Origin of the sequence: Streptomyces sp. NBC_01508 (genome assembly GCF_045040315.1) — a bacterium.
Classification (GTDB): Bacteria; Actinomycetota; Actinomycetes; order Streptomycetales; family Streptomycetaceae; genus Streptomyces.
Window position 1 is genome coordinate 2,946,205 of record NZ_CP109419.1, and the last position, 19,716, is coordinate 2,965,920.

At 70.9% G+C, this 19,716-nt stretch carries 21 protein-coding genes; 12 read left to right on the forward strand and 9 right to left on the reverse strand.

Going from position 1 to position 19,716, the window contains the following annotated elements:
• Positions 1–64: 64 nt before the first annotated feature.
• Both OG700_RS13370 and OG700_RS13375 read right to left on the reverse strand, forming a co-directional pair.
• Positions 65–1,225, reverse strand: a complete 1,161-nt coding sequence (locus OG700_RS13370; protein WP_405621671.1) for an adenylate/guanylate cyclase domain-containing protein — start codon at positions 1,223–1,225, stop codon at positions 65–67.
• Between the two features lie 501 nt (positions 1,226–1,726).
• Complete coding sequence (locus OG700_RS13375) at positions 1,727–2,608, reverse strand: biotin--[acetyl-CoA-carboxylase] ligase (RefSeq protein WP_405613159.1); 882 nt, start codon at positions 2,606–2,608, stop codon at positions 1,727–1,729.
• Between the two features lie 119 nt (positions 2,609–2,727).
• Between OG700_RS13375 and OG700_RS13380 the strand changes: the two genes are divergently transcribed.
• From OG700_RS13380 to OG700_RS13395, 4 genes are all read left to right on the forward strand, one after another.
• The gene (locus OG700_RS13380) at positions 2,728–4,323 is read left to right on the forward strand and encodes an acyl-CoA carboxylase subunit beta (RefSeq protein ID WP_405613161.1); all 1,596 of its coding nucleotides are present in this window, start codon (positions 2,728–2,730) and stop codon (positions 4,321–4,323) included.
• Positions 4,324–4,332: 9 nt separating this feature from the next.
• Positions 4,333–4,539 (forward strand): acyl-CoA carboxylase epsilon subunit, encoded by a 207-nt coding sequence (locus OG700_RS13385; RefSeq protein ID WP_405613163.1) that lies wholly within the window; start codon positions 4,333–4,335, stop codon positions 4,537–4,539.
• A 249-nt stretch (positions 4,540–4,788) separates the two neighbouring features.
• Complete coding sequence (mmpB, locus tag OG700_RS13390) at positions 4,789–4,917, forward strand: morphogenic membrane protein MmpB (protein ID WP_405613165.1); 129 nt, start codon at positions 4,789–4,791, stop codon at positions 4,915–4,917.
• A gap of 203 nt (positions 4,918–5,120) precedes the next feature.
• Positions 5,121–5,741 carry a Maf family protein gene (locus OG700_RS13395; protein ID WP_405613167.1) on the forward strand — a complete coding sequence of 207 codons (621 nt, stop codon included), beginning with the start codon at positions 5,121–5,123 and terminating at the stop codon, positions 5,739–5,741.
• A gap of 4 nt (positions 5,742–5,745) precedes the next feature.
• On the opposite strand, the gene OG700_RS13400 is transcribed toward OG700_RS13395, so the two are convergent.
• Positions 5,746–6,237, reverse strand: a complete 492-nt coding sequence (locus OG700_RS13400; protein ID WP_405613169.1) for a hypothetical protein — start codon at positions 6,235–6,237, stop codon at positions 5,746–5,748.
• A gap of 339 nt (positions 6,238–6,576) precedes the next feature.
• Between OG700_RS13400 and OG700_RS13405 the strand changes: the two genes are divergently transcribed.
• On the forward strand, positions 6,577–8,328 hold the full coding sequence (locus OG700_RS13405; RefSeq protein ID WP_405613171.1) for an acetyl/propionyl/methylcrotonyl-CoA carboxylase subunit alpha: 1,752 nt from the start codon (positions 6,577–6,579) through the stop codon (positions 8,326–8,328).
• A 201-nt stretch (positions 8,329–8,529) separates the two neighbouring features.
• Positions 8,530–9,108 carry a TetR/AcrR family transcriptional regulator gene (locus OG700_RS13410; RefSeq protein WP_405621674.1) on the forward strand — a complete coding sequence of 193 codons (579 nt, stop codon included), beginning with the start codon at positions 8,530–8,532 and terminating at the stop codon, positions 9,106–9,108.
• A gap of 49 nt (positions 9,109–9,157) precedes the next feature.
• Here OG700_RS13410 and OG700_RS13415 read toward each other — a convergent pair whose 3' ends face one another.
• Together OG700_RS13415 and OG700_RS13420 are read right to left on the reverse strand one after the other, a co-directional pair.
• Entirely contained in the window at positions 9,158–10,096 is a 939-nt protein-coding gene (locus OG700_RS13415; RefSeq protein WP_405621676.1) for a DeoR/GlpR family DNA-binding transcription regulator, read from the reverse strand.
• Between the two features lie 167 nt (positions 10,097–10,263).
• On the reverse strand, positions 10,264–11,703 hold the full coding sequence (locus OG700_RS13420) for an NAD(P)H-quinone dehydrogenase (protein WP_405613173.1): 1,440 nt from the start codon (positions 11,701–11,703) through the stop codon (positions 10,264–10,266).
• A gap of 226 nt (positions 11,704–11,929) precedes the next feature.
• Here OG700_RS13420 and OG700_RS13425 point away from each other — a divergent pair, with 226 nt between their 5' ends.
• The 3 genes from OG700_RS13425 to OG700_RS13435 all read left to right on the forward strand — a co-directional run bounded on the left by OG700_RS13425 (position 11,930) and on the right by OG700_RS13435 (position 15,104).
• Positions 11,930–12,367, forward strand: a complete 438-nt coding sequence (locus tag OG700_RS13425) for a gamma-glutamylcyclotransferase (protein ID WP_031229841.1) — start codon at positions 11,930–11,932, stop codon at positions 12,365–12,367.
• 180 nt (positions 12,368–12,547) lie between these two features.
• Positions 12,548–13,378 carry a purine-nucleoside phosphorylase gene (locus OG700_RS13430; protein ID WP_242573663.1) on the forward strand — a complete coding sequence of 277 codons (831 nt, stop codon included), beginning with the start codon at positions 12,548–12,550 and terminating at the stop codon, positions 13,376–13,378.
• Positions 13,379–13,451: 73 nt separating this feature from the next.
• Complete coding sequence (locus OG700_RS13435) at positions 13,452–15,104, forward strand: phospho-sugar mutase (RefSeq protein WP_405613176.1); 1,653 nt, start codon at positions 13,452–13,454, stop codon at positions 15,102–15,104.
• 31 nt (positions 15,105–15,135) lie between these two features.
• Here the strand turns inward: OG700_RS13435 and OG700_RS13440 are convergent, their stop codons facing one another.
• From OG700_RS13440 to OG700_RS13450, 3 genes are all read right to left on the reverse strand, one after another.
• On the reverse strand, positions 15,136–15,408 hold the full coding sequence (locus tag OG700_RS13440) for a hypothetical protein (RefSeq protein ID WP_405613178.1): 273 nt from the start codon (positions 15,406–15,408) through the stop codon (positions 15,136–15,138).
• Positions 15,409–15,566: 158 nt separating this feature from the next.
• A complete protein-coding gene (locus OG700_RS13445) occupies positions 15,567–15,803 on the reverse strand; it encodes a DUF397 domain-containing protein (protein ID WP_405613180.1) in 237 nt (78 codons plus the stop codon).
• On the reverse strand, positions 15,800–16,669 hold the full coding sequence (locus OG700_RS13450) for a Scr1 family TA system antitoxin-like transcriptional regulator (RefSeq protein WP_405613182.1): 870 nt from the start codon (positions 16,667–16,669) through the stop codon (positions 15,800–15,802). Before OG700_RS13450 ends, OG700_RS13445 begins: the two co-directional genes overlap by 4 nt.
• Positions 16,670–16,891: 222 nt before the next feature.
• Here OG700_RS13450 and OG700_RS13455 point away from each other — a divergent pair, with 222 nt between their 5' ends.
• The gene (locus tag OG700_RS13455) at positions 16,892–17,329 is read left to right on the forward strand and encodes an ATP-binding protein (RefSeq protein ID WP_405613184.1); all 438 of its coding nucleotides are present in this window, start codon (positions 16,892–16,894) and stop codon (positions 17,327–17,329) included.
• A gap of 1 nt (position 17,330) precedes the next feature.
• A complete protein-coding gene (locus tag OG700_RS13460) occupies positions 17,331–17,930 on the forward strand; it encodes an NUDIX domain-containing protein (RefSeq protein WP_405613185.1) in 600 nt (199 codons plus the stop codon).
• A 55-nt stretch (positions 17,931–17,985) separates the two neighbouring features.
• On the opposite strand, the gene OG700_RS13465 is transcribed toward OG700_RS13460, so the two are convergent.
• Positions 17,986–18,624 carry a PH domain-containing protein gene (locus OG700_RS13465; RefSeq protein WP_405613187.1) on the reverse strand — a complete coding sequence of 213 codons (639 nt, stop codon included), beginning with the start codon at positions 18,622–18,624 and terminating at the stop codon, positions 17,986–17,988.
• 112 nt (positions 18,625–18,736) lie between these two features.
• Here OG700_RS13465 and deoC point away from each other — a divergent pair, with 112 nt between their 5' ends.
• On the forward strand, positions 18,737–19,714 hold the full coding sequence (gene deoC, locus OG700_RS13470; protein ID WP_405613189.1) for a deoxyribose-phosphate aldolase: 978 nt from the start codon (positions 18,737–18,739) through the stop codon (positions 19,712–19,714).
• The last annotated feature ends 2 nt before the right edge of the window (positions 19,715–19,716 follow it).

Consider the following 19,716-nt stretch of genomic DNA (forward strand, 5'->3'; position numbering starts at 1 on the left):
ACCCGCTTCCGGTCAACGATCGTTGACCGGGATCATAGGCGGCGACCGCGCGGGCGCCGAAGGGTCAGTGCTCCGGCTTGGGCCGTCTCGTCAGGAGCCAGGGCTCCACGACGCCGAGCCCGCGCACCGGCCGCTGCCACATCGGCTGTATGGCGAAGCGGTACGAGGGCGGCTCCTCGCCGTCCTTCTCGGCGGTCGCGGCCTCCTCCGCCGCCTCCGCCTCGGACGCGGGGGTGTCGCCCGTCCGGATCAGCTCCTCCGCGAGCGCGCCGTCGACCAGGACGGCGTCCTTGGGAGCTATCGAGGTGAGCCGGCTCGCGAGATTGACCGTGTTGCCGAACACGTCGCCCATCCGGGTGGTGACCGTGCCGAACGCGATACCGACGCGCAGCGCCGGCATCGACTCGTCGTGCGTCATGGTCTCGATGAGCCGCAGCGCGATCTCCGCCGCCGTGCCCGCGTCGTCGGCGGCGTACAGCACCTCGTCGCCGAGGGTCTTGATGAGCCGGCCGCCGTGCGCGGCCACGAGGTCGGCGCAGGTCGTCTCGAACGCCTCGACCAGCTCTCCCAGCTCCTCCTCTTCGAGGCGGCGGGTCAGCCGGGTGAAACCGACGAGGTCGGCGAAGCCGACGGCGAGCCGGCGGTCGACCATCTCCTCGTCGTCGGCGGCCTGGACGACCCGCCCGGTGGCAGCGGCGAGCTGGCGCCGCCACACGTACACCAGGAACTCCTCCAGCTCCGGGAGCAACAGCTCGACCAGGGGATACGTGACCTCGGTCCGCGTCATCCCGGGCTCGGGCGGCTCCGTGAGACCGGCGAGGAAGGAATCGATCTGCCACTCCGCCAGGCGGGCGGTGGTCTGCCCGGTCGACCGGGCGACCTGGATCGCCATCGGCTCGCTCAGCAGCCCGGCCTCGACAAGACCGGCGAGACGGCGCAGCGCGAGGACGTCGGCCTCGGTGAGCGCCCGCGCCTGGCCGATGTCCGCGAAGCCCATGGCCCGCCAGAAGCGGGACGCCAGGTCCATCGAGACCCCGGCGGTGCGGGCGGCCTGAAAGGGGGTGTAGCGGCGCTCGGCACCGAGGATCAGCTGTTCGAGCCGGATCGCGAGGGGGTCGTCGGTCGGCTCGGCCGTGTGGTCGACGGCGTGGTGCGGGGTGGGGTGACCGGAGGGGTCCGACGGCGGCTTTTCGTCCCCACCGGAGGTCGTGTCGTCGACCGTCACCAGCCGCCTCCTGCCCGTTCCCTGCGCACTGCCCTGCCGATCTGTCATGGGTCGCCTCAACGATACGGCAGGTCGGGGCCGCGGGGGTGCCGTCCGGCGGGGTGGCTGGGGTTGCGTCTGCCGGTTCCGCCCGGTGGTCGTTGTCCTCAAGCGCCGGACGGGCTTGGTGGTTGCGGTTGTCGGCCGTGGGCGGGGTTCCGGGGCCCGCGGGTGGGTGTGTCCGGACGGCGTGATGTGTGGCGCAACCCGGGCCGGTACCTCTCTCAAGACCGCTGGACGCCGTAAATCATGCCGTCCGGGCATGACCCCGGAACGGCCCCCGGCCACCACCGCAACCACCGCAACCACCCAAGCCCGTCCGGCGATTGCGGACGGACCCCGCCACCACGCGGACCCGGTCCAACCAACCCGGCCCACCTCAACCACCCAGCCCGTCCGGCGCTTGAGGACAACCACCCACGAGCCCACAAGGCGCGGACCCGGTACAACCAACCCCGCCACCTACGCCGCACGCAAATGCACCACGTCCCCCGCCCCCACCGCCTCCCGCCCACCACCCTCCGTCGCGATCACCAGCCGCCCGTCACCGTCGATCGCCACCGCGTCACCCACCAGCTGCCGCTCCCCCGGCAGCTCCGCCCGCACCGCGCGCCCCAGCGTCGCGCAGCCCGCCACGTACGCCTCCTGGAGTCCCGACGCCGCCGGGTCACCCGCCGCGTCCCGCCACGCGCCGTACCACCGCTCCACGCCGCGCAGCACCGCCCGCAGCAGCGGATCGCGGTCGACGGACACCGCGTTCGCGAGGGCGAGCGAGCCCGCGCCGGGGACGGGCAGTTCCGACTCGGTGAGGGTGACGTTCAGGCCGATGCCGACGACCACCGCGTCGTCCCCCGCGCGCTCCGCGAGGATCCCGCCCGCCTTGCGCTCCTCCTTACCCACCGCGCCGGAGGCGCCCGCGCCGCCCACCGTCACCAGCAGGTCGTTGGGCCACTTCAGCGCCGTGTCCACGCCCGCCGCCCGCGCGACGGCCGTCGCCACCGCGACGCCGGTGAGCAGCGGCAGCCACCCCCAGCGCTCCACGGGTACGTCCGGTCCCGGCCGCAGCAGTACGGACAGGAACAGCCCGGACCGGGCGGGCGCCGACCAGGCGCGGTCCAGCCGGCCGCGGCCCTGTGTCTGCTCCTCGGCGACGAGCACCGCGCCTTCCGGGAGGGTGTCCGCGCGTGCGGCGAGGTCGGAGTTGGTGGAGCCGGTCGCCGTGACGACGTCGAGCGACGTCCACAGGCGCCCCGGCACGATCAGCCCGCGCCGTAGCGCGGTGGTGTTCAGCGGCGGGCGTTCGAGGTCGGTCCAGCGGCTGCCCGCGGCATTGTGCTCCGTCATGCGGGCAACCCTAGGTGTGGTCAACGACGCACTGCCGAACGCCTGGCTCGCCGATACGCTACGGATCAGTAGCCACACGCCGAGCCGCACCAGACTGACCCGCAGGGAGCCGCATCCCCATGTCCGAGCCGGAAATCGCCCGCGGAACAGAGCACGGCCCCACCACCGCGGGCAAGATCGCGGACCTTCAGCGCCGTATCGAGGAGGCCACACACGCGGGCTCCGCGCGGGCGGTGGAGAAGCAGCACGCGAAGGGCAAGCTGACGGCGCGCGAGCGGGTCGACCTGCTCCTCGACGAGGGGTCGTTCGTCGAGCTGGACGAGTTCGCCCGGCACCGCTCGACCAATTTCGGCATCGAGAAGAACCGTCCGTACGGAGACGGTGTCGTGACCGGCTACGGCACGGTCGACGGCCGCCCGGTCTGCGTCTACTCGCAGGACTTCACGATCTTCGGCGGTTCGCTCGGCGAGGTGTACGGCGAGAAGATCGTCAAGGTCATGGACTTCGCGTTGAAGACGGGCTGCCCGGTCGTCGGCATCAACGACGGCGGCGGCGCCCGTATCCAGGAGGGCGTGGTCGCGCTCGGCCTGTTCGCCGAGATCTTCCGCCGCAACGTGCACGCGTCGGGTGTCGTCCCGCAGATCAGCCTCATCGTGGGTCCGTGCGCGGGCGGCGCCGTCTACTCCCCGGCTATCACCGACTTCACGGTGATGGTCGACCAGACCTCGCACATGTTCATCACCGGACCGGACGTGATCAAGACGGTCACCGGTGAGGACGTCGGCTTCGAGGAGCTGGGCGGGGCGCGGACGCACAACACGACGTCGGGTGTCGCGCACCATATGGCGGGTGACGAGAAGGACGCCGTCGAGTACGTGAAGTCGCTCCTGTCGTATCTGCCGTCGAACAACCTCTCCGAGCCCCCCGCCTTCCCGGAAGTGGCCGAACTGGAGCCCACCGCAGAGGACTTGGAGCTGAACACGCTCATCCCGGACTCGGCGAACCAGCCGTACGACATGCACACCGCCATCGAGCATGTGCTGGACGACGCCGAATTCCTGGAGACGCAGGCGCTGTTCGCGCCGAACATCATCACCGGCTTCGGCCGGGTCGAGGGCTATCCGGTCGGCGTCGTGGCCAACCAGCCGATGCGGTTCGCGGGTTGTCTGGACATCGACGCGTCCGAGAAGGCGGCGCGGTTCGTGCGCACCTGCGACGCGTTCAACATCCCGGTCGTCACGTTCGTGGACGTGCCGGGCTTCCTGCCGGGTGTCGACCAGGAGTACGGCGGCATCATCCGGCGCGGCGCCAAGCTGATCTACGCGTACGCGGAGGCGACCGTCCCGCTGATCACCGTGATCACCCGGAAGGCGTTCGGCGGCGCGTACGACGTGATGGGCTCCAAGCACCTGGGCGCCGATCTCAATCTGGCCTGGCCGACGGCGCAGATCGCGGTGATGGGCGCGCAGGGCGCGGTCAACATCCTGCACCGGCGTACGATCGCCGCCGCCGACGACCAGGAGGCGACGCGCGCCGGTCTGATCGCGGAGTACGAGGACGCGCTGCTGAACCCGTACGTCGCGGCCGAACGCGGCTACGTAGACGCGATCATCATGCCGTCCGAGACCCGGGCGCATCTGGTGAAGGGCCTGCGGCAGTTGCGTACGAAGCGGGAGAGCCTGCCCCCGAAGAAGCACGGCAACATCCCTCTGTAGGAGGACGGCATGATCAAGGTCGTACGAGGCAATCCGACCCCCGAGGAGCTGGCCGCCGCACTCGCGGTGGTCCGGGCCCGCGCGGCGGCCGGGTCCGATCCCGCGCCGGGCGCCGCGCCGCCCCCGCCGAGCTGGTCGGACCCGGCCCGCATCGCCCGCCGCGAGCCCCGCCGCCCGGGTCCCCGGGCGTGGGCGCGTACGTACTGGCCGGGTTAGGGCGTGTTGCGAAAGTAGCGCCGTCCGCCCGAAGGGCGGGGCCGACGGCGTCTGGTGCGTGCGATCGCAAGGCGGAGGATCGTTCTCGTACTGGACGTACTTGGATGATTCCGACAACGCGGCGAGTGCGCGTGCCAGGCGTCGTCGGCCAGGCGGGACTTTCGAAACATGCCCCAGGACGCCGTGGGCCGGGAGGCTTGAGTACGGGTACTCAGGCGTCCCGGCCGCCGCACCCGCAGGATCGAAGGCATGCTCTGGTCTGATCCTGAGAACGAACCTCCCAAGGACATGCGGGACATGCAGGCGATGATGCGCCGCGCCGGTGTGATTCTGGCGCTGGCGATGGTTCTCGCGATGCTCTTCGCCGGGGTCCGCTGAACCGATCCCGTCCGGCGGGCAGTGCCGAACCGCCCGCCCTGCTGCCGGGCCACGGCTGCTGGTACGTCGACAGCCTCGACCTCCAGCGGGCGGACCCGGGCCTCCCGGACACGGAGGAGGCCCGGCGCCACCGCGACCGGCTGACTCCCCGCCCTCCGGAACCGGCGGTGTGGCGCGAGGGGCGGGTGGCTACCCTGCTCGTCATGACCGATCAGCGCCGCCGCCTCGTCCTCGCCTCCGCGTCCCCCGCCCGTCTCGGACTGCTCCGGCAGGCCGGTCTCGCGCCCGAAGTGATCGTCAGCGGCGTCGACGAGGACGCGATCTCCGCCGCCACGCCCGCCGACCTGGCGCGGGTGCTGGCCGAGGCCAAGGCCGCGGCCGTGGCCGCGCTGCCGGAGGCGGCCGGTGCGCTGGTCGTCGGCTGCGACTCGGTACTGGAGCTGGACGGGGAGGCCCACGGCAAGCCCGCCGACGCCGAGGCCGCCACCGCGCGCTGGAAGGCGATGCGCGGCCGGTCGGGGGTGCTTCGGACGGGGCACTGCGTGATCGACACGGTGCCGGGGCGCGCCGTGTCCGGGACCGGCTCGACCACGGTCCGGTTCGGCCGGCCGACGGACGCGGAGATCGCCGCGTACGTCGCGACGGGTGAACCGCTGTACGTGGCAGGGGCGTTCACACTGGACGGGCTCTCGGCGCCGTTCGTCGACTCGGTCGACGGCAACCACGGGAATGTGCTGGGACTGTCGATGCCGCTGCTGCGCGAGTTGCTGGCGGAGCACGGTGTCGCGATCACCGATCTGTGGGCGCGCACGCCCGACGCGTGAGCGTTCAGGCGGCGGAGGGGCCGGCCTCGGCCGGAGCTGTCCGAGGCGCGGTCTCCCCGCTCTCCCGGGTCTCCTCCCCGGCCTCCCCGGCCTCCCCGTTCTCCCCGTACGCGACCAACGGCAGCACGATCAGTGCCAGCACGACCATCATGAATAGGAACGCCGTCCAGCCCACCAGGCCGACCGCCAGCGCGCCGAGCACCCCGTGCAGGACCGCGCAGGCGATCAGGACGAACCGCGCGACCCGGCCGAACCCCCGGTCCGTGATCGCCGCGCGCACCAGCAGGGCCGCGCACCCGACCAGGTAGAGGCCGAGGGCGAAGCCCGCCGCCCACGTTCCGGTGGACATGGCGTCCGGGTCGAGTCCGGCGAGTGACATCTGCTGGTTGTCGACAACGGTGGCCATCAGACCGTTGACGAAAACGAAGCCGACGGCCTCCGCGAGCAGCACGATCGCGGCCACCCATGCCACCGGTCTGCGCACCACGGCACCCACCCTCTTCCCCTGTTACCTCAAGTACGTGCGGCACCGGGAAGGCTACTCACCGGTAAACCCCCGGACAAGGCCCCGGACAGAGGCAAAGAATCCGGCAGGCGTTAGTGGGAACTCAACAAAGATTCACGAGACGCGCCGGGGCTCCCTGACAGAGACCTTGGCCACATACGGCGATTACTGTGCGGCTTGGAGTCCCGGCGTACCCTGGCGTCACAAGGAATTTCGCGACTTGAGTGGGCCTCGGATCACACTGCGTGTGGGCAAGCTCACCCTTGGGGACGGGTCGATCGGTCGTGTCGGCAGTCCCTAAACTCAGCTTGTTTCCAGGAGGGAGCCATCGTGCGCAAGGTGCTCATCGCCAATCGTGGCGAAATCGCTGTCCGTGTTGCTCGTGCGTGCCGGGATGCCGGGATCGGCTCGGTGGCCGTGTACGCCGATCCGGACCGGGATGCGTCGCATGTGCGGGCGGCCGACGAGGCGTTCGCGCTGGGTGGTGACACTCCCGCGGCCAGCTATCTGGACATGGCAAAGGTCCTCCAGGCCGCCAAGGACTCCGGTGCGGACGCGATCCACCCCGGTTACGGATTCCTCTCGGAGAACGCCGAGTTCGCGCAGGCGGTGCTGGACGCGGGGCTGACCTGGATCGGGCCGCCGCCGCAGGCGATCCGCGATCTGGGTGACAAGGTCGCCGCCCGGCACATCGCCCAGCGCGCCGGCGCCCCGCTGGTCGCGGGCACCCCCGACCCGGTCTCCGGCGCGGACGAGGTGGTCGCGTTCGCCCGCGAGCACGGCCTGCCCATCGCGATCAAGGCCGCCTTCGGTGGCGGCGGGCGCGGCCTGAAGGTCGCCCGCACCCTGGAGGAGGTCCCCGAGCTGTACGACTCCGCCGTGCGCGAGGCGGTGGCCGCGTTCGGCCGCGGCGAGTGCTTCGTGGAGCGCTACCTCGACAAGCCCCGCCATGTGGAGACGCAGTGCCTGGCCGACACGCACGGCAACGTGGTCGTCGTCTCCACCCGTGACTGCTCCCTCCAGCGCCGCCACCAGAAGCTGGTGGAGGAGGCCCCGGCGCCGTTCCTCTCCCCGGCGCAGAACGCGGAGCTGTACGCGGCGTCGAAGGCGATCCTGAAGGAAGCCGGCTATGTCGGCGCCGGCACGGTCGAGTTCCTGGTCGGCACGGACGGCACGATCTCCTTCCTGGAGGTCAACACCCGCCTCCAGGTCGAGCACCCGGTCACCGAGGAAGTCACCGGCATCGACCTCGTACGGGAGATGTTCCGCATCGCCGACGGCGAGGCGCTGGGCTACGACGACCCGCCGGTCCGCGGCCACTCGATCGAGTTCCGCATCAACGGCGAGGACCCCGGCCGCGGCTTCCTGCCCGCCCCCGGCACCGTCACCGTCTTCCGGCCCCCGACCGGCCCCGGCGTACGGCTCGACGCGGGTGTGGAGAGCGGTTCGGTCATCGGCCCCGCCTGGGACTCCCTCCTCGCCAAGCTGATCATCACGGGCGCCACCCGCGAGCAGGCCCTCCAGCGCGCCGCGCGTGCGCTGGGTGAGTTCCAGGTCGAGGGCATGGCCACGGCCATCCCGTTCCACCGCGCCGTGGTGGTCGACCCCGCCTTCACCGCGGACCCGTTCACGATCCACACACGCTGGATCGAGACCGAGTTCGTCAACACGATCCCCGCCTTCACCCCCACCGACGCGGACACCGAGGACGAGCCGGGCCGCGAGACCGTCGTCGTCGAGGTCGGCGGCAAGCGCCTGGAGGTCTCGCTGCCCTCCAGCCTCGGTATGAGCCTGGCCCGCACGGGCCTCGCCGCCGGTGCCCGCCCCAAGCGCCGCGCCACGAAGAAGGCCGGCTCGGCGGCGACCGGCGACACCCTCGCCTCACCGATGCAGGGCACGATCGTGAAGGTCGCGGTCGAGGAGGGCCAGCAGGTGACCGAGGGCGACCTCGTCGTCGTCCTGGAGGCCATGAAGATGGAACAGCCCCTCAACGCCCACCGCTCGGGCACGATCAAGGGCCTCACCGCCGAGATCGGCGCCTCGCTCACCTCGGGCGCCATGATCTGCGAGATCAAGGACTGACCAACGCCCTCACCGACGGCCCCGCCGGGCATGACCGACCAACAGTCGGGCATGACCGGCGGGGCCGTCGTCGTACGCGGGCGGCCCCGGCGCGGTGGCATCCTGGAGCACGACACGGGCCACGGCTCCCCGGCCCGGCCTCCACCCGTAGCGACAGGAAGGACCGCGATGGCCAGCAGCGGTGACGCGCCGCCCCGGCCCATGCGGGCCGACGCGCGGCGCAACTACGAGCGGGTGCTCGGTGAGGCCCGGTCCGCGTTCGCCGAGCACGGCACCGACGCCTCGCTGGAGGATGTCGCGCGCCGCGCCGGGGTCGGTATCGGCACGCTGTACCGGCACTTCCCCACCCGGCAGGCCCTGATGAACGCGGTCTTCCAGGAAGCGCTCACCGATCTGCTCGCCCGCTCGCGCGAACTCGCCGACGCCGAGCGGCCCTGCCACGCGCTGGTGGCCTGGCTGCGCGCGCTCATCACGCACGCGGGTGAGTACCGGGGCCTGTCCCGCGCGCTCATGTCCGCCTCGCACGACGCGAGTTCGGCTCTGACGCAGTGCAGCGCGGGGCTCCGTACGGCGGGCGAGGTGCTGCTCGTACGGGCGCAGGTGAGTGGGGCCGTACGGGCGGACACGTCCATCGACGACCTGATGCAGCTGACGAACGCCATCGCGCTCGCCGCCGAACAGGCGCCGGACGACCGGGAGTTGGCCGACCGGCTACTGACGCTGACGCTGACCGGCCTGAAAGGCACCCGTGAGGCGGCCCCCGGCGAACACGCTGGGTGAGCGGGGCGGACCCGGCCCCCGCCCGGCGGCCGGCCCGTCCTGGGATCGGTCAGCGACGACGCAGATCCGCGACGCGCGCCCGCTCGCCCGGCTGCTCGGCGAGCGATCCGGCCGACGACGACGCGCTGCGCAGCGGCTGCGGCCCGGCCGCCCCGTGCGTACGGCGCTGGCCCGGCAGCGGGGTGTCCCGGCGGGGCTGGCGCCCCGGCGGGACCCCGTCACCGCCGTTTCCCGATCCCGCGGCCCCGCCCGCCACCGTGATCTGCACGCCCTGGTCGGCGAGGGCCTGGAGTTCGGTCGCCGCGCGGTCGTCGTGCGCGGGCGGGTCGTCGGTGACCAGCCGGGTGATGACGTCCGTCGGCACTGTCTGGAACATCGTGTCGGTGCCCAGTTTGGTGTGGTCGGCGAGGACCACGACCTCGGCCGCCGCCTGCACCAGCGCGCGGTCCACGCTGGCCGAGAGCATGTTGGAGGTGGACAGGCCGCGCTCCGCGGTGAGCCCGCTCCCGGACAGGAACGCGCGGGAGACCCGCAGCCCTTGGAGCGACTGCTCGGCACCGCTGCCGACCAGCGCGTAGTTGGAACCGCGCAGGGTGCCGCCGGTCATGACGACCTCGACCCGGTTGGCATGGGCCAACGCCTGTGCGACCAGCAGGGAGTTGGTGACGACGGTCAGTCCGGGGATCCGCGCGAGCCGGCGGGCCAGCTCCTGCGTGGTCGTACCGGCGCCGACCACCACGGCTTCGCCTTCTTCGACGAGGCTCGCGGCGAGATCGGCGATGGCCGTCTTCTCCGCCGTGGCGAGATGGGATTTTTGCGGAAAGCCGGATTCTCGCGTGAATCCGCCCGGCAGTACCGCACCGCCGTGCCGGCGGTCGAGGAGTCCTTCGGCCTCCAACGCACGCACGTCCCGCCGTACGGTCACTTCGGAGGTCTGGACGACGCGGGCGAGCTCACGGAGCGACACGGCTCCGTTGGCGCGCACCATTTCGAGGATTAACTGGCGACGTTCTGCAGCGAACACGGAACTGACAGTAACCCCAACGGCCGTCTGCTTTCAGCGGTTCACGCCGAAATGCGGAAGGTGTACGTACAGGACGACCCCAAGTGGTATAGGAGCGCGGCTTCGACCCCCGCACACGCCCATGACCTGGATCAACCCTCGTCCTCGCTCTTACGGCTGTGCAACTGCCGTGCCACCTCGGCGATCGAACCCGACAGAGAGGGGTAGACAGTGAAAGCGTTTGCGATCTGTTCGACGGTCATATTGTTGTCGACCGCGATCGAGATGGGGTGAATCAGCTCGCTGGCGCGCGGTGCGACGACGACACCGCCGACGACGATCCCGGTGCCCGGACGGCAGAGGATCTTGACGAAACCGTCCCTGATGCCCTGCATCTTGGCGCGCGGATTGCGCAGCAGCGGCAGCTTGACGACCCGCGCGTCGATCTTCCCGCTGTCGACGTCCGACTGGCTGTAGCCGACGGTCGCGATCTCCGGATCGGTGAAGACGTTGGACGAGACGGTCTTGAGGTTGAGCGGGGCCACCGCGTCGCCGAGGAAGTGGTACATCGCGATCCGGCCCTGCATCGCGGCGACCGAGGCGAGCGCGAAGATGCCGGTCACGTCGCCCGCCGCGTAGACGCCGGGCGCGGACGTACGCGAGACCCGGTCGGTCCAGACGTGGCCCGAGTCCTTGACCCGGACCCCGGCCTCCTCCAGGCCCATGCCCTCGGCGTTGGGGATCGCGCCGACCGCCATCAGACAGTGCGTGCCGGAGATGACCCGGCCGTCGGCGAGGGTCACCTCGACGCGGTCGCCGACGCGCTTGGCGGACGAGGCGCGCGAGCGCGACATCACGTTCATGCCGCGGCGCCGGAAGACGTCCTCCAGTACGGCGGCGGCGTCCGGGTCCTCGCCGGGCAGCACCCGGTCGCGCGAGGAGACCAGCGTGACGCGGGAGCCGAGCGCCTGGTACGCGCCGGCGAACTCGGCGCCGGTGACACCGGATCCGACCACGATCAGCTCTTCGGGCAGCTCGTCGAGGTCGTACACCTGCGTCCAGTTGAGGATCCGCTCGCCGTCGGGGAGCGCGTCGGGGATCTCGCGCGGGTGCGCGCCCGTCGCGATCAGTACGGCGTCGGCGGTCAGCGACTCCTCGGAGCCGTCGGCCGAGGTCACGATCACCTGGCGGGAGCCGTCGGTGGCCTGCCGGCCGTCGAGCCGGCCCCGGCCGCGCAGCACGCGGGCGCCGGCCCGGGTGACGGAGGCCGTGATGTCGTGCGACTGGGCGAGCGCGAGGCGCTTCACCCGCCGGTTGACCTTGCCGAGGTCCACACCGACGACGCGGGCGGCCTGTTCGAGCGGCGGGGTGTCGTCGGCGACGATGATGCCCAGCTCTTCGTAGGAGGAGTCGAAGGTGGTCATCACCTCGGCCGTCGCGATGAGGGTCTTGGACGGTACGCAGTCGGTGAGCACCGAGGCCCCGCCGAGGCCGTCGCAGTCCACGACGCTCACCTCGGCGCCGAGCTGTGCGGCGACCAGGGCCGCCTCGTATCCGCCGGGTCCGCCGCCGATGATCACGATCCGGGTCACGAAAAAGTCCGCCTCGCGTTGTCGACCCGACCCGTCTGCCGTCCCGGCCGGGAGTCCGGGGAGCCCCCGGAGGATGCAGTACGTACGCCATTGTCCCGCACGCATCAAGGTGCTTCGCCCCGGGTCCCTCCCCCGGCCCCTCCCCGGCTCCCTCCCCGCGGGCGCCCAGCGCCCCGCGCCCGTGTGATTCGCCGGGCACGCGCGTCCCTCCCGTACCCTCGTCCCCATGTCGCTCTACGCCGCGTACGCCGGCAACCTCGACGCGCGGCTGATGTCCCGCCGCGCCCCGCACTCCCCGCTGCGCGGCACCGGCTGGCTCAACGGCTGGCGGCTCACCTTCGGTGGGGAGCAGATGGGCTGGGAGGGTGCGCTGGTCACCCTCGTGGAGGCGCCCCGGTCGCAGGTCTTCGTGGCGCTGTACGACATCGCGCCGATGGACGAGGACTCGATGGACCGCTGGGAGGGCGTCGGCCTCGACATATACCGGCGGATGCGGGTGCGCGTGGACACGCTGGACGGCAAGGAGCCGGCCTGGCTGTACGTCCTGAACGGGTACGAGGGCGGGCTGCCCTCCGCGCGCTATCTCGGCGAGCTGGCCGAGGCGGCCGAATCGGCCGGGGCGCCGCACGACTACGTGATGGAACTGCGCAAGCGCGCGTGCTGAACGGGCACGGCATCCGTACGGAGCGGCACCGCCTCGCTACGGACCGGCACCGCCTCCGTACGGAGAGTCCCGTCGCGGGCGGCTGACCCGCGCATTCGTCGGAAACGACAACACAACGATCCGAAGACCGTACGCTCGATCATCTACGCGCGTAGGGCCAAACCGGTTACCCTCTTCCGCGTGAACGCATCTGTTATCCCGGCCACGGCCGACGGATCTGCCGACCCCCATGCCGCCGCCTCCGCAGCCGCGGTGCGCCTGCGCGAGCTGACCGGCGCCGAGACCCACGACGTCGCCCTGGTGATGGGCTCCGGCTGGGCACCCGCCGTCGCCGCGCTGGGAGCACCCGAGGCCGAATTCCCGGTGACCGAGCTGCCGGGCTTCCCTCCACCGGTCGTCGCCGGCCACGGCGGGACGATCCGCTCCTACGCGATCGCCGAGAAGCGCGCGCTGGTCTTCCTGGGCCGTACGCACTACTACGAAGGTCGCGGCGTCGCGGCCGTCGCACACGGTGTCCGTACGGCCGTCGCCGCCGGCTGCAAGACCGTCGTCCTGACGAACGGCTGCGGCGGGCTGCGCGAGGGCATGCGCCCCGGACAGCCGGTACTGATCAGCGACCACATCAACCTGACGGCCGCGTCGCCGATCGTCGGCGCGAACTTCGTGGACCTCACCGACCTGTACTCGCCGCGGCTGCGCGCGCTGTGCAAGGAGGTGGACCCCGCCCTCGAAGAGGGCGTGTACGTCCAGTTCCCCGGCCCGCACTACGAGACGCCCGCCGAGATCAACATGGTCCGGGTGATGGGCGGCGACCTGGTCGGCATGTCCACCGTGCTGGAGGCCATCGCCGCGCGTGAGGCGGGCGCCGAGGTGCTGGGCATCTCGCTGGTGACGAACCTGGCGGCGGGCCTGTCGGGCGAGCCGCTGAACCACGAGGAAGTGCTCCAGGCGGGCCGCGACTCGGCCACGCAGATGGGCGCCCTGCTGGCGCGGGTGCTTGAGCGCATCTGAGCGCCTGCCGTACGGCCTCCGTACGATCTCCGTACGACCGACCTCCGAGCGGACCCAGGAAGGGAAACCCCCAGTGCAGCAGGATCTCGTCGCGCGGGCCGAGGCATGGCTGGCCGAGGACCCGGACAGCGACACCCGCGACGAGCTGCGCAAGCTCGTCGACTCCGGTGACCTGGACGCGCTCGCGGAACGGTTCAGCGGCACGCTCCAGTTCGGCACGGCCGGGCTGCGCGGCGAGCTGGGCGCCGGGCCGATGCGGATGAACCGGTCGGTGGTCATCCGCGCCGCCGCCGGTCTCGCGGCGTACCTCAAGGCCACGGGCCAGGGCGGCGGCCTCGTCGTCGTCGGCTACGACGCCCGCCACAAGTCGGCCGACTTCGCCCGCGACACCGCCGCCGTGATGACTGGTGCGGGGCTGCGCGCCGCCGTACTGCCGCGTCCGCTGCCGACGCCGGTACTGGCCTTCGCCATACGGCATCTCGGCGCCGTCGCCGGGGTCGAGGTCACCGCGAGCCACAACCCGCCGCAGGACAACGGCTACAAGGTCTACCTGGGCGACGGCTCCCAGATCGTGCCTCCCATGGACGGCGAGATCGCGGCCGAGATCGACGCGGTCGGCCCGCTCGATTCGGTGCCGCGCCCCGAGGACGGCTGGGACATCCTCGGCGACGAGGTGCTGAACGCGTATCTGGAGCGCACGGACGCCGTCCTGAGCGCCGGATCGCCCCGCACGGCGCGCGTGGTCCATACGGCGCTGCACGGGGTCGGTACGGAGACGCTGAACGCCGCGTTCGCGCGGGCCGGCTTCCCCGCGCCCGTACCGGTGGCCGAACAGGCCGATCCCGACCCGGACTTCCCCACCGTCGCCTTCCCGAACCCGGAGGAGCCGGGCGCGATGGACCTGGCCTTCGCCACGGCCCGCCGCGCCGCCCCCGACATCGTCATCGCCAACGACCCGGACGCCGACCGCTGCGCGGTGGCCGTCCCGGACCCGGACGCGGAGGGCGGCTGGCGGATGCTGCGCGGGGACGAGGTGGGCGCGCTGCTGGCCGCGCACCTGGTGAACAAGGGCGCGGGAGGTGTTTTCGCCGAGTCGATCGTGTCGTCGTCACTGCTCGGGCGGATCGCGGAGGCGGCGGGTGTCGGTTACCAGGAGACGCTCACCGGCTTCAAGTGGATCGCCCGCGTCGAGGGCCTGCGGTACGGCTACGAGGAAGCACTCGGCTACTGCGTCGACCCCGACGGCGTACGCGACAAGGACGGCATCACGGCGGCGCTGCTCGTCGCGGAGCTGGCGTCCGAACTGAAGGAGCAGGGCCGGGGCCTCGCGGACCTCCTGGACGACCTGGCGCTCGCGCACGGCCTGCACGCCACGGACCAGCTCTCGGCGCGCGTGCGGGACCTGTCGCTGATCACGGAGGCGATGGGCCGGCTGCGCGACCACCCGCCGACGGCTCTCGCGGGCGGCCTGACGGTCGTCTCGGCCGAGGACCTTTCGGCGGGCACGCCGGGCCTCCCGCCGACGGACGGCCTGCGCTACCACCTGGACGGTACGTACCGGGCCCGGGTGATCGTCCGCCCGAGCGGTACGGAACCGAAGCTGAAATGCTACCTGGAGGTCGTGATCCCGGTCGGGGAGGCGGCGGACCTGCCTGCGGCCCGGACCCGGGGAACGGAGCTACTGGCGTCCCTGAAGCGGGACGTGGCGACGGCGGCCGGAATCTGAACCCGGCCGTCCAGCACGGGATGGTGCCGAATCACGCGGAGGCAGCCCGCACAAACTCCTGTCGGGTGTACTGCTCACGGAGCCTGCGCCCCATCGCGGCGCTCTCCTCGTCCGTCACCTCGACACCGAAGTTCTCGGCCAGGTAAGCCCGAGTCCGCTCCGCCCGCTCCCGCCGCTCCTCGTCGATGAGAGTGCTCTCCGCGAACTCCTGGAGCAGTTGACGAATCGACGTACCCCGGGACTCGGCAATGACCGCGAGGCGGTCACGTACGGCGACGGGGACTCTCAGCACGGCGTCAGTCACGGCGGGAGAATACGCGCACGAATACGGCAACGGCTGCCGTGGCTCCCTCGGACGGGTGATCACCACCTTCACCCTCTGATCCGGGGCAACGCGACTCCTCCTGCCCGGCGCCAGTGGCGCCGGGCAGCGCGGCGGGCGCGCTGGAGGACGCAAGCGGGCTACGTGTCCAGCAGGAAGTCGAACTCGCCGCCCTTGGCCGCCAGGATGAACGCCCGCATCTCTTCATCGGTATAACGCAGCGCGGGACGGTGAGGGCTCTTGGAGTCATCAAGGGCAGCGCCACCGTCGATCTTCATGACGCGCACACAGGCATCGCCATTACCAGCGCTCCGGCTGGACTTGACCCACTCACCGTCGAGCGCGGCAGCGTAGAGGTCATCTTTGCCTCGGTTCACAGTTCCCTCTCGATTTCTTGTAGGAGTTGCACGGACTCTTCCGGGCCGCAAGCCACCGCAGCCAAATCAGCGAATCGACTGCGCATCTGCTCGACTTCACTGGCCTCGTCCGCGACCTCATCACTACGTGAAGTCTCACGAACGGCGACGCTTCGCTTCTCTGCTCCCGGGAAGTCGTAGACCTGGAACGGTGCTCCCAGAGTCGCGGCGACACCGGCAGAATAGGGAACCACCCGCAGCGTGACATTGGGCCGCTGAGCAGCGGAACGCAGATGTCCAAGCTGCTCCCGCATGACATCAGGCCCACCGACGACCGCGCGAAGAGCGGCTTCAAGAACGAAAGCGTTAACCGTGGGCGGGCACTTCCTCGCCAGCACCTGCTGCCTCTTGAGTCGCCCCTCGGTGAAGATCCGACGGTGGGCAGCGCTCTCGGCCTTCTGACCGAACTCAAAGAGCGTTTCGATATAGCCCCGCGTCTGAAGCAGTCCAGGAACATAGGTACCGGAGTGAACCCAGATGACTTCGGCAGCTTCCTCCAGCGCGAACAACTGCGTGGCCCCCCGGGTGAAGACGTCCCGGGATGCGGCCGTGTCCCACCATGGCCGACCGAGGGACTGCCCCGCTCGAATGGTGGCCTTGATTTGGGTCTGCTGGTGCGCGTCCACTCCATACACCCGGAACATCTTCTTGAGCAGATCGTCATCCGGCCACCGCTTGCCGGCCTCAACGTAACTGACCTTGCTCTGCGAGCACTTGAGCTTCGCTGCCGCCAACTCCTGAGTCTTGAAGCCAGCCCCCACCCGGAGGCGTCGTAGCTCGTCACCGAAATCCCGAAGGGCGGTAAGAGCGTTGACGTTGCCGCTCATCGACACTTCGCTCCCTGGAGTCGCGGCCCAAACGGGCGTCACCTGCTGGCTTTCCTTGCCATCAGAGTAGCGCGACCACACGCCCCCACAGCCCCTCAGGGGTGAATCCAAAGCAGCAGCTTGCATACCGACGTGAGTATGCACCACACTCAGTCACGCACGCCGCGAACACACACAACCGCAGCGTGTAGTCCTCGTCCTGCGCGCCGGAAGGCATGGGTCATGGATCAACGTGGTTACGTCCTGGCAGTCCAGCACTACCCCTGCACAGCGGTCGCCGTATCTCTCGCCCGCGCCATAGCGACCCGCGCCTACGCGCCCTTCCCCTGGATCGACCACGACGTGGTCAAACTGCTGGTCAGCGAGACCGCCACCAACGCCGTGCTGCACGCCGGTGACGGCGGGTTCGATCTGATCTGCCACGCTCCGCTCGGCGGGGCGATCCAGATCGAGTTGCACGACCGGAGCGAGACTCGGCCCGTCCGCCTCCCGTACAGCGCATGGGAAGAGCACGGCAGGGGGCTGGAATTGCTCGATCTCCTCGCGCCCGGATGGTCCGTCGTCAGAACGATGAACGGCAAGGGCCTGGTCTTCGCTCTGGAAGCGAACCTCGACGACGACGGCCCGCTCCATTCCCGGTCAACAACACAGGTGTGGTGACGTGTACTTCGAACCCGACCGTAGTGGGCCGCCCCGCCGCCGTACCGGCGTCGCCGGATTCTTCACCCGGCACGTCAACGGCCAACTGACCGTCCTGCTCGCGTCTTACGACCGACCCGGGCACCGTCAGGACTTCTGGCGACTGCCGGGCGGCGACATCCAGGACGACGAGTTCCTGCACGAGGCGTACGCGCGTGAAGTCGCGGAGAAAACCGGCCTCCCGATCGCTTCATCGCCCGAGGAAATCCTTGTCGTGGACCACGTACCCAGAGGTGTGACGGAGGCCGAAGGCATCGACGTCGTCTTCAAGGGGGGCGAGATCCCCCTCGGTATCGATATCGTCCCGCTCACCGCGCCTGACGACGCGGAACCCGAAACCGGAGCGACCGCGTACCGATGGGCGACGCTCGGGGAGACGGACACCCTCTGCCCCGGACCGGAACGCGACCGCGTCCACTCCGCCCACGAGGCATGGGTCACCGGGCGCACCGCCTACCTCATCTGCGGCGAACGCTTCACCGCCCGGCGGCTACTTCAAGCCCGTCCGGCGATTGAGGACACCACCCACCGGTCGGCGGAATCAAGCCCGTCCGGCGATTGAGGACGAACCGGCCACCGGCCGGACCCGGTCGAACCAACCGCCCACCCACCACACCTCAGCCCGTCGTGAGCAGCAGCACCACCAGCACCACCAGGCCCGCCAGCGCCGGTGCCATCACCTCGTACGCCCAGCGCACCTGCGGCGCACCCTGCGCCGTCTCGCGCGACGCGCACCGCTCCGCCTGGTCGCGCAGGCCCGCGACCGTGTGGTCCGCGCCCGCGGTCCGGGCGCGGGCGTCGGTCACGTCCGCGTTCACCGACGTCCTGCTGTGCGGGTCGTCGTGCGCGGTCTGCGACTGCCGCCGCGCCGCGCGCTTGCGCTTGCGCAGCGAAACGGGCACCGCCCACAGCTGATACTTCGCGCCGTCCCGCGTGAACACCTCGCTCGAATACCCGGCCCGCACATCGGCCACGGAACCCCACGGCACGACGATCGTCCGGAACGGGTTCCGGACGCGCAGCCGGTCGTCGTCGGCGAACACCGCGGGCCGCATCGTGAAGGCCACGACGAGCGGCACGGCGAGCAGCAGGCCCGCGAGCGCGAGCCACGGCGTCCTGCCGTGGCCCCGGATCAGCGCGTCGATCCCGATCCAGGCGCCGAGCGCGAGCAGCAGCACACCGCCCGCGATGGCGGCGGGCGACCGGAAGACGCGCTCTGCGTAGGCCGGCTCGGAGGGCTGATCGGGACTCGTCATGGTTTCGATTCTGCCGTACGCCACCGACACTCCCGGCACAACGCCCGCCGAGCCTCGGCAGCGGACCCCCTGTACATGCTGCTACGCGCGTAGATATGCTCAGGTGGTGACCATGCCCACGACTGCACCCTCGCCCACAGGCTCCGCCGTGGGCGGTGCCCCCCTCGCCGACGTGACCGCGTCCGACAGCTCACTGCGCCGGTTCCTGCACGGACTGCCCGGCGTCGACGCCGTCGGCCTGGAGGCGCGCGCCGCCTCGCTCGGTACGCGCTCGATCAAGACGACGGCCAAGGCGTACGCCATCGACCTGGCCATCTCGATGATCGACCTGACGACCCTCGAAGGCGCCGACACCCCGGGCAAGGTCCGGTCGCTCGCCGCCAAGGCCCTGCACCCGGACCCGACCGACCGCACCGTCCCGACGACGGCCGCGCTCTGCGTCTATCCGGACATGGTGGCCACCGCCGTCGCCGCACTCGCCGGGAGCGATGTGAAGGTCGCCTCCGTCGCGACCGCCTTCCCGGCCGGCCGTACCGCCCTGGCGGTGAAGCTCGCCGACGTACGGGACGCCGTCGCCGCCGGTGCCGACGAGATCGACATGGTGATCGACCGCGGCGCCTTCCTCGCGGGTCGCTACCTGAAGGTGTACGAGGAGATCGTGGCCGTGAAGGCCGAGTGCGGCGCCGCCCGCCTCAAGGTCATCTTCGAGACCGGCGAGCTGTCCACGTACGACAACATCCGCCGCGCCTGCTGGCTCGGCATGGTCGCCGGCGCGGACTTCATCAAGACGTCGACCGGCAAGGTCGCCGTCAACGCCACCCCGGCCAACACGGTGCTGCTGCTGGAGGCCGTACGGGACTTCCGGGCGCAGACCGGCGTCCAGGTCGGCGTGAAGCCCGCCGGCGGCATCCGCACCAGCAAGGACGCGATCAAGTTCCTCGTGCTGGTCAACGAGACCGCCGGCGAGGACTGGCTGGACAACCACTGGTTCCGCTTCGGCGCCTCCAGCCTCCTCAACGACCTGCTGATGCAGCGCCAGAAGCTCTCCACCGGCCGCTACTCCGGCCCCGACTACGTGACGGTGGACTGATA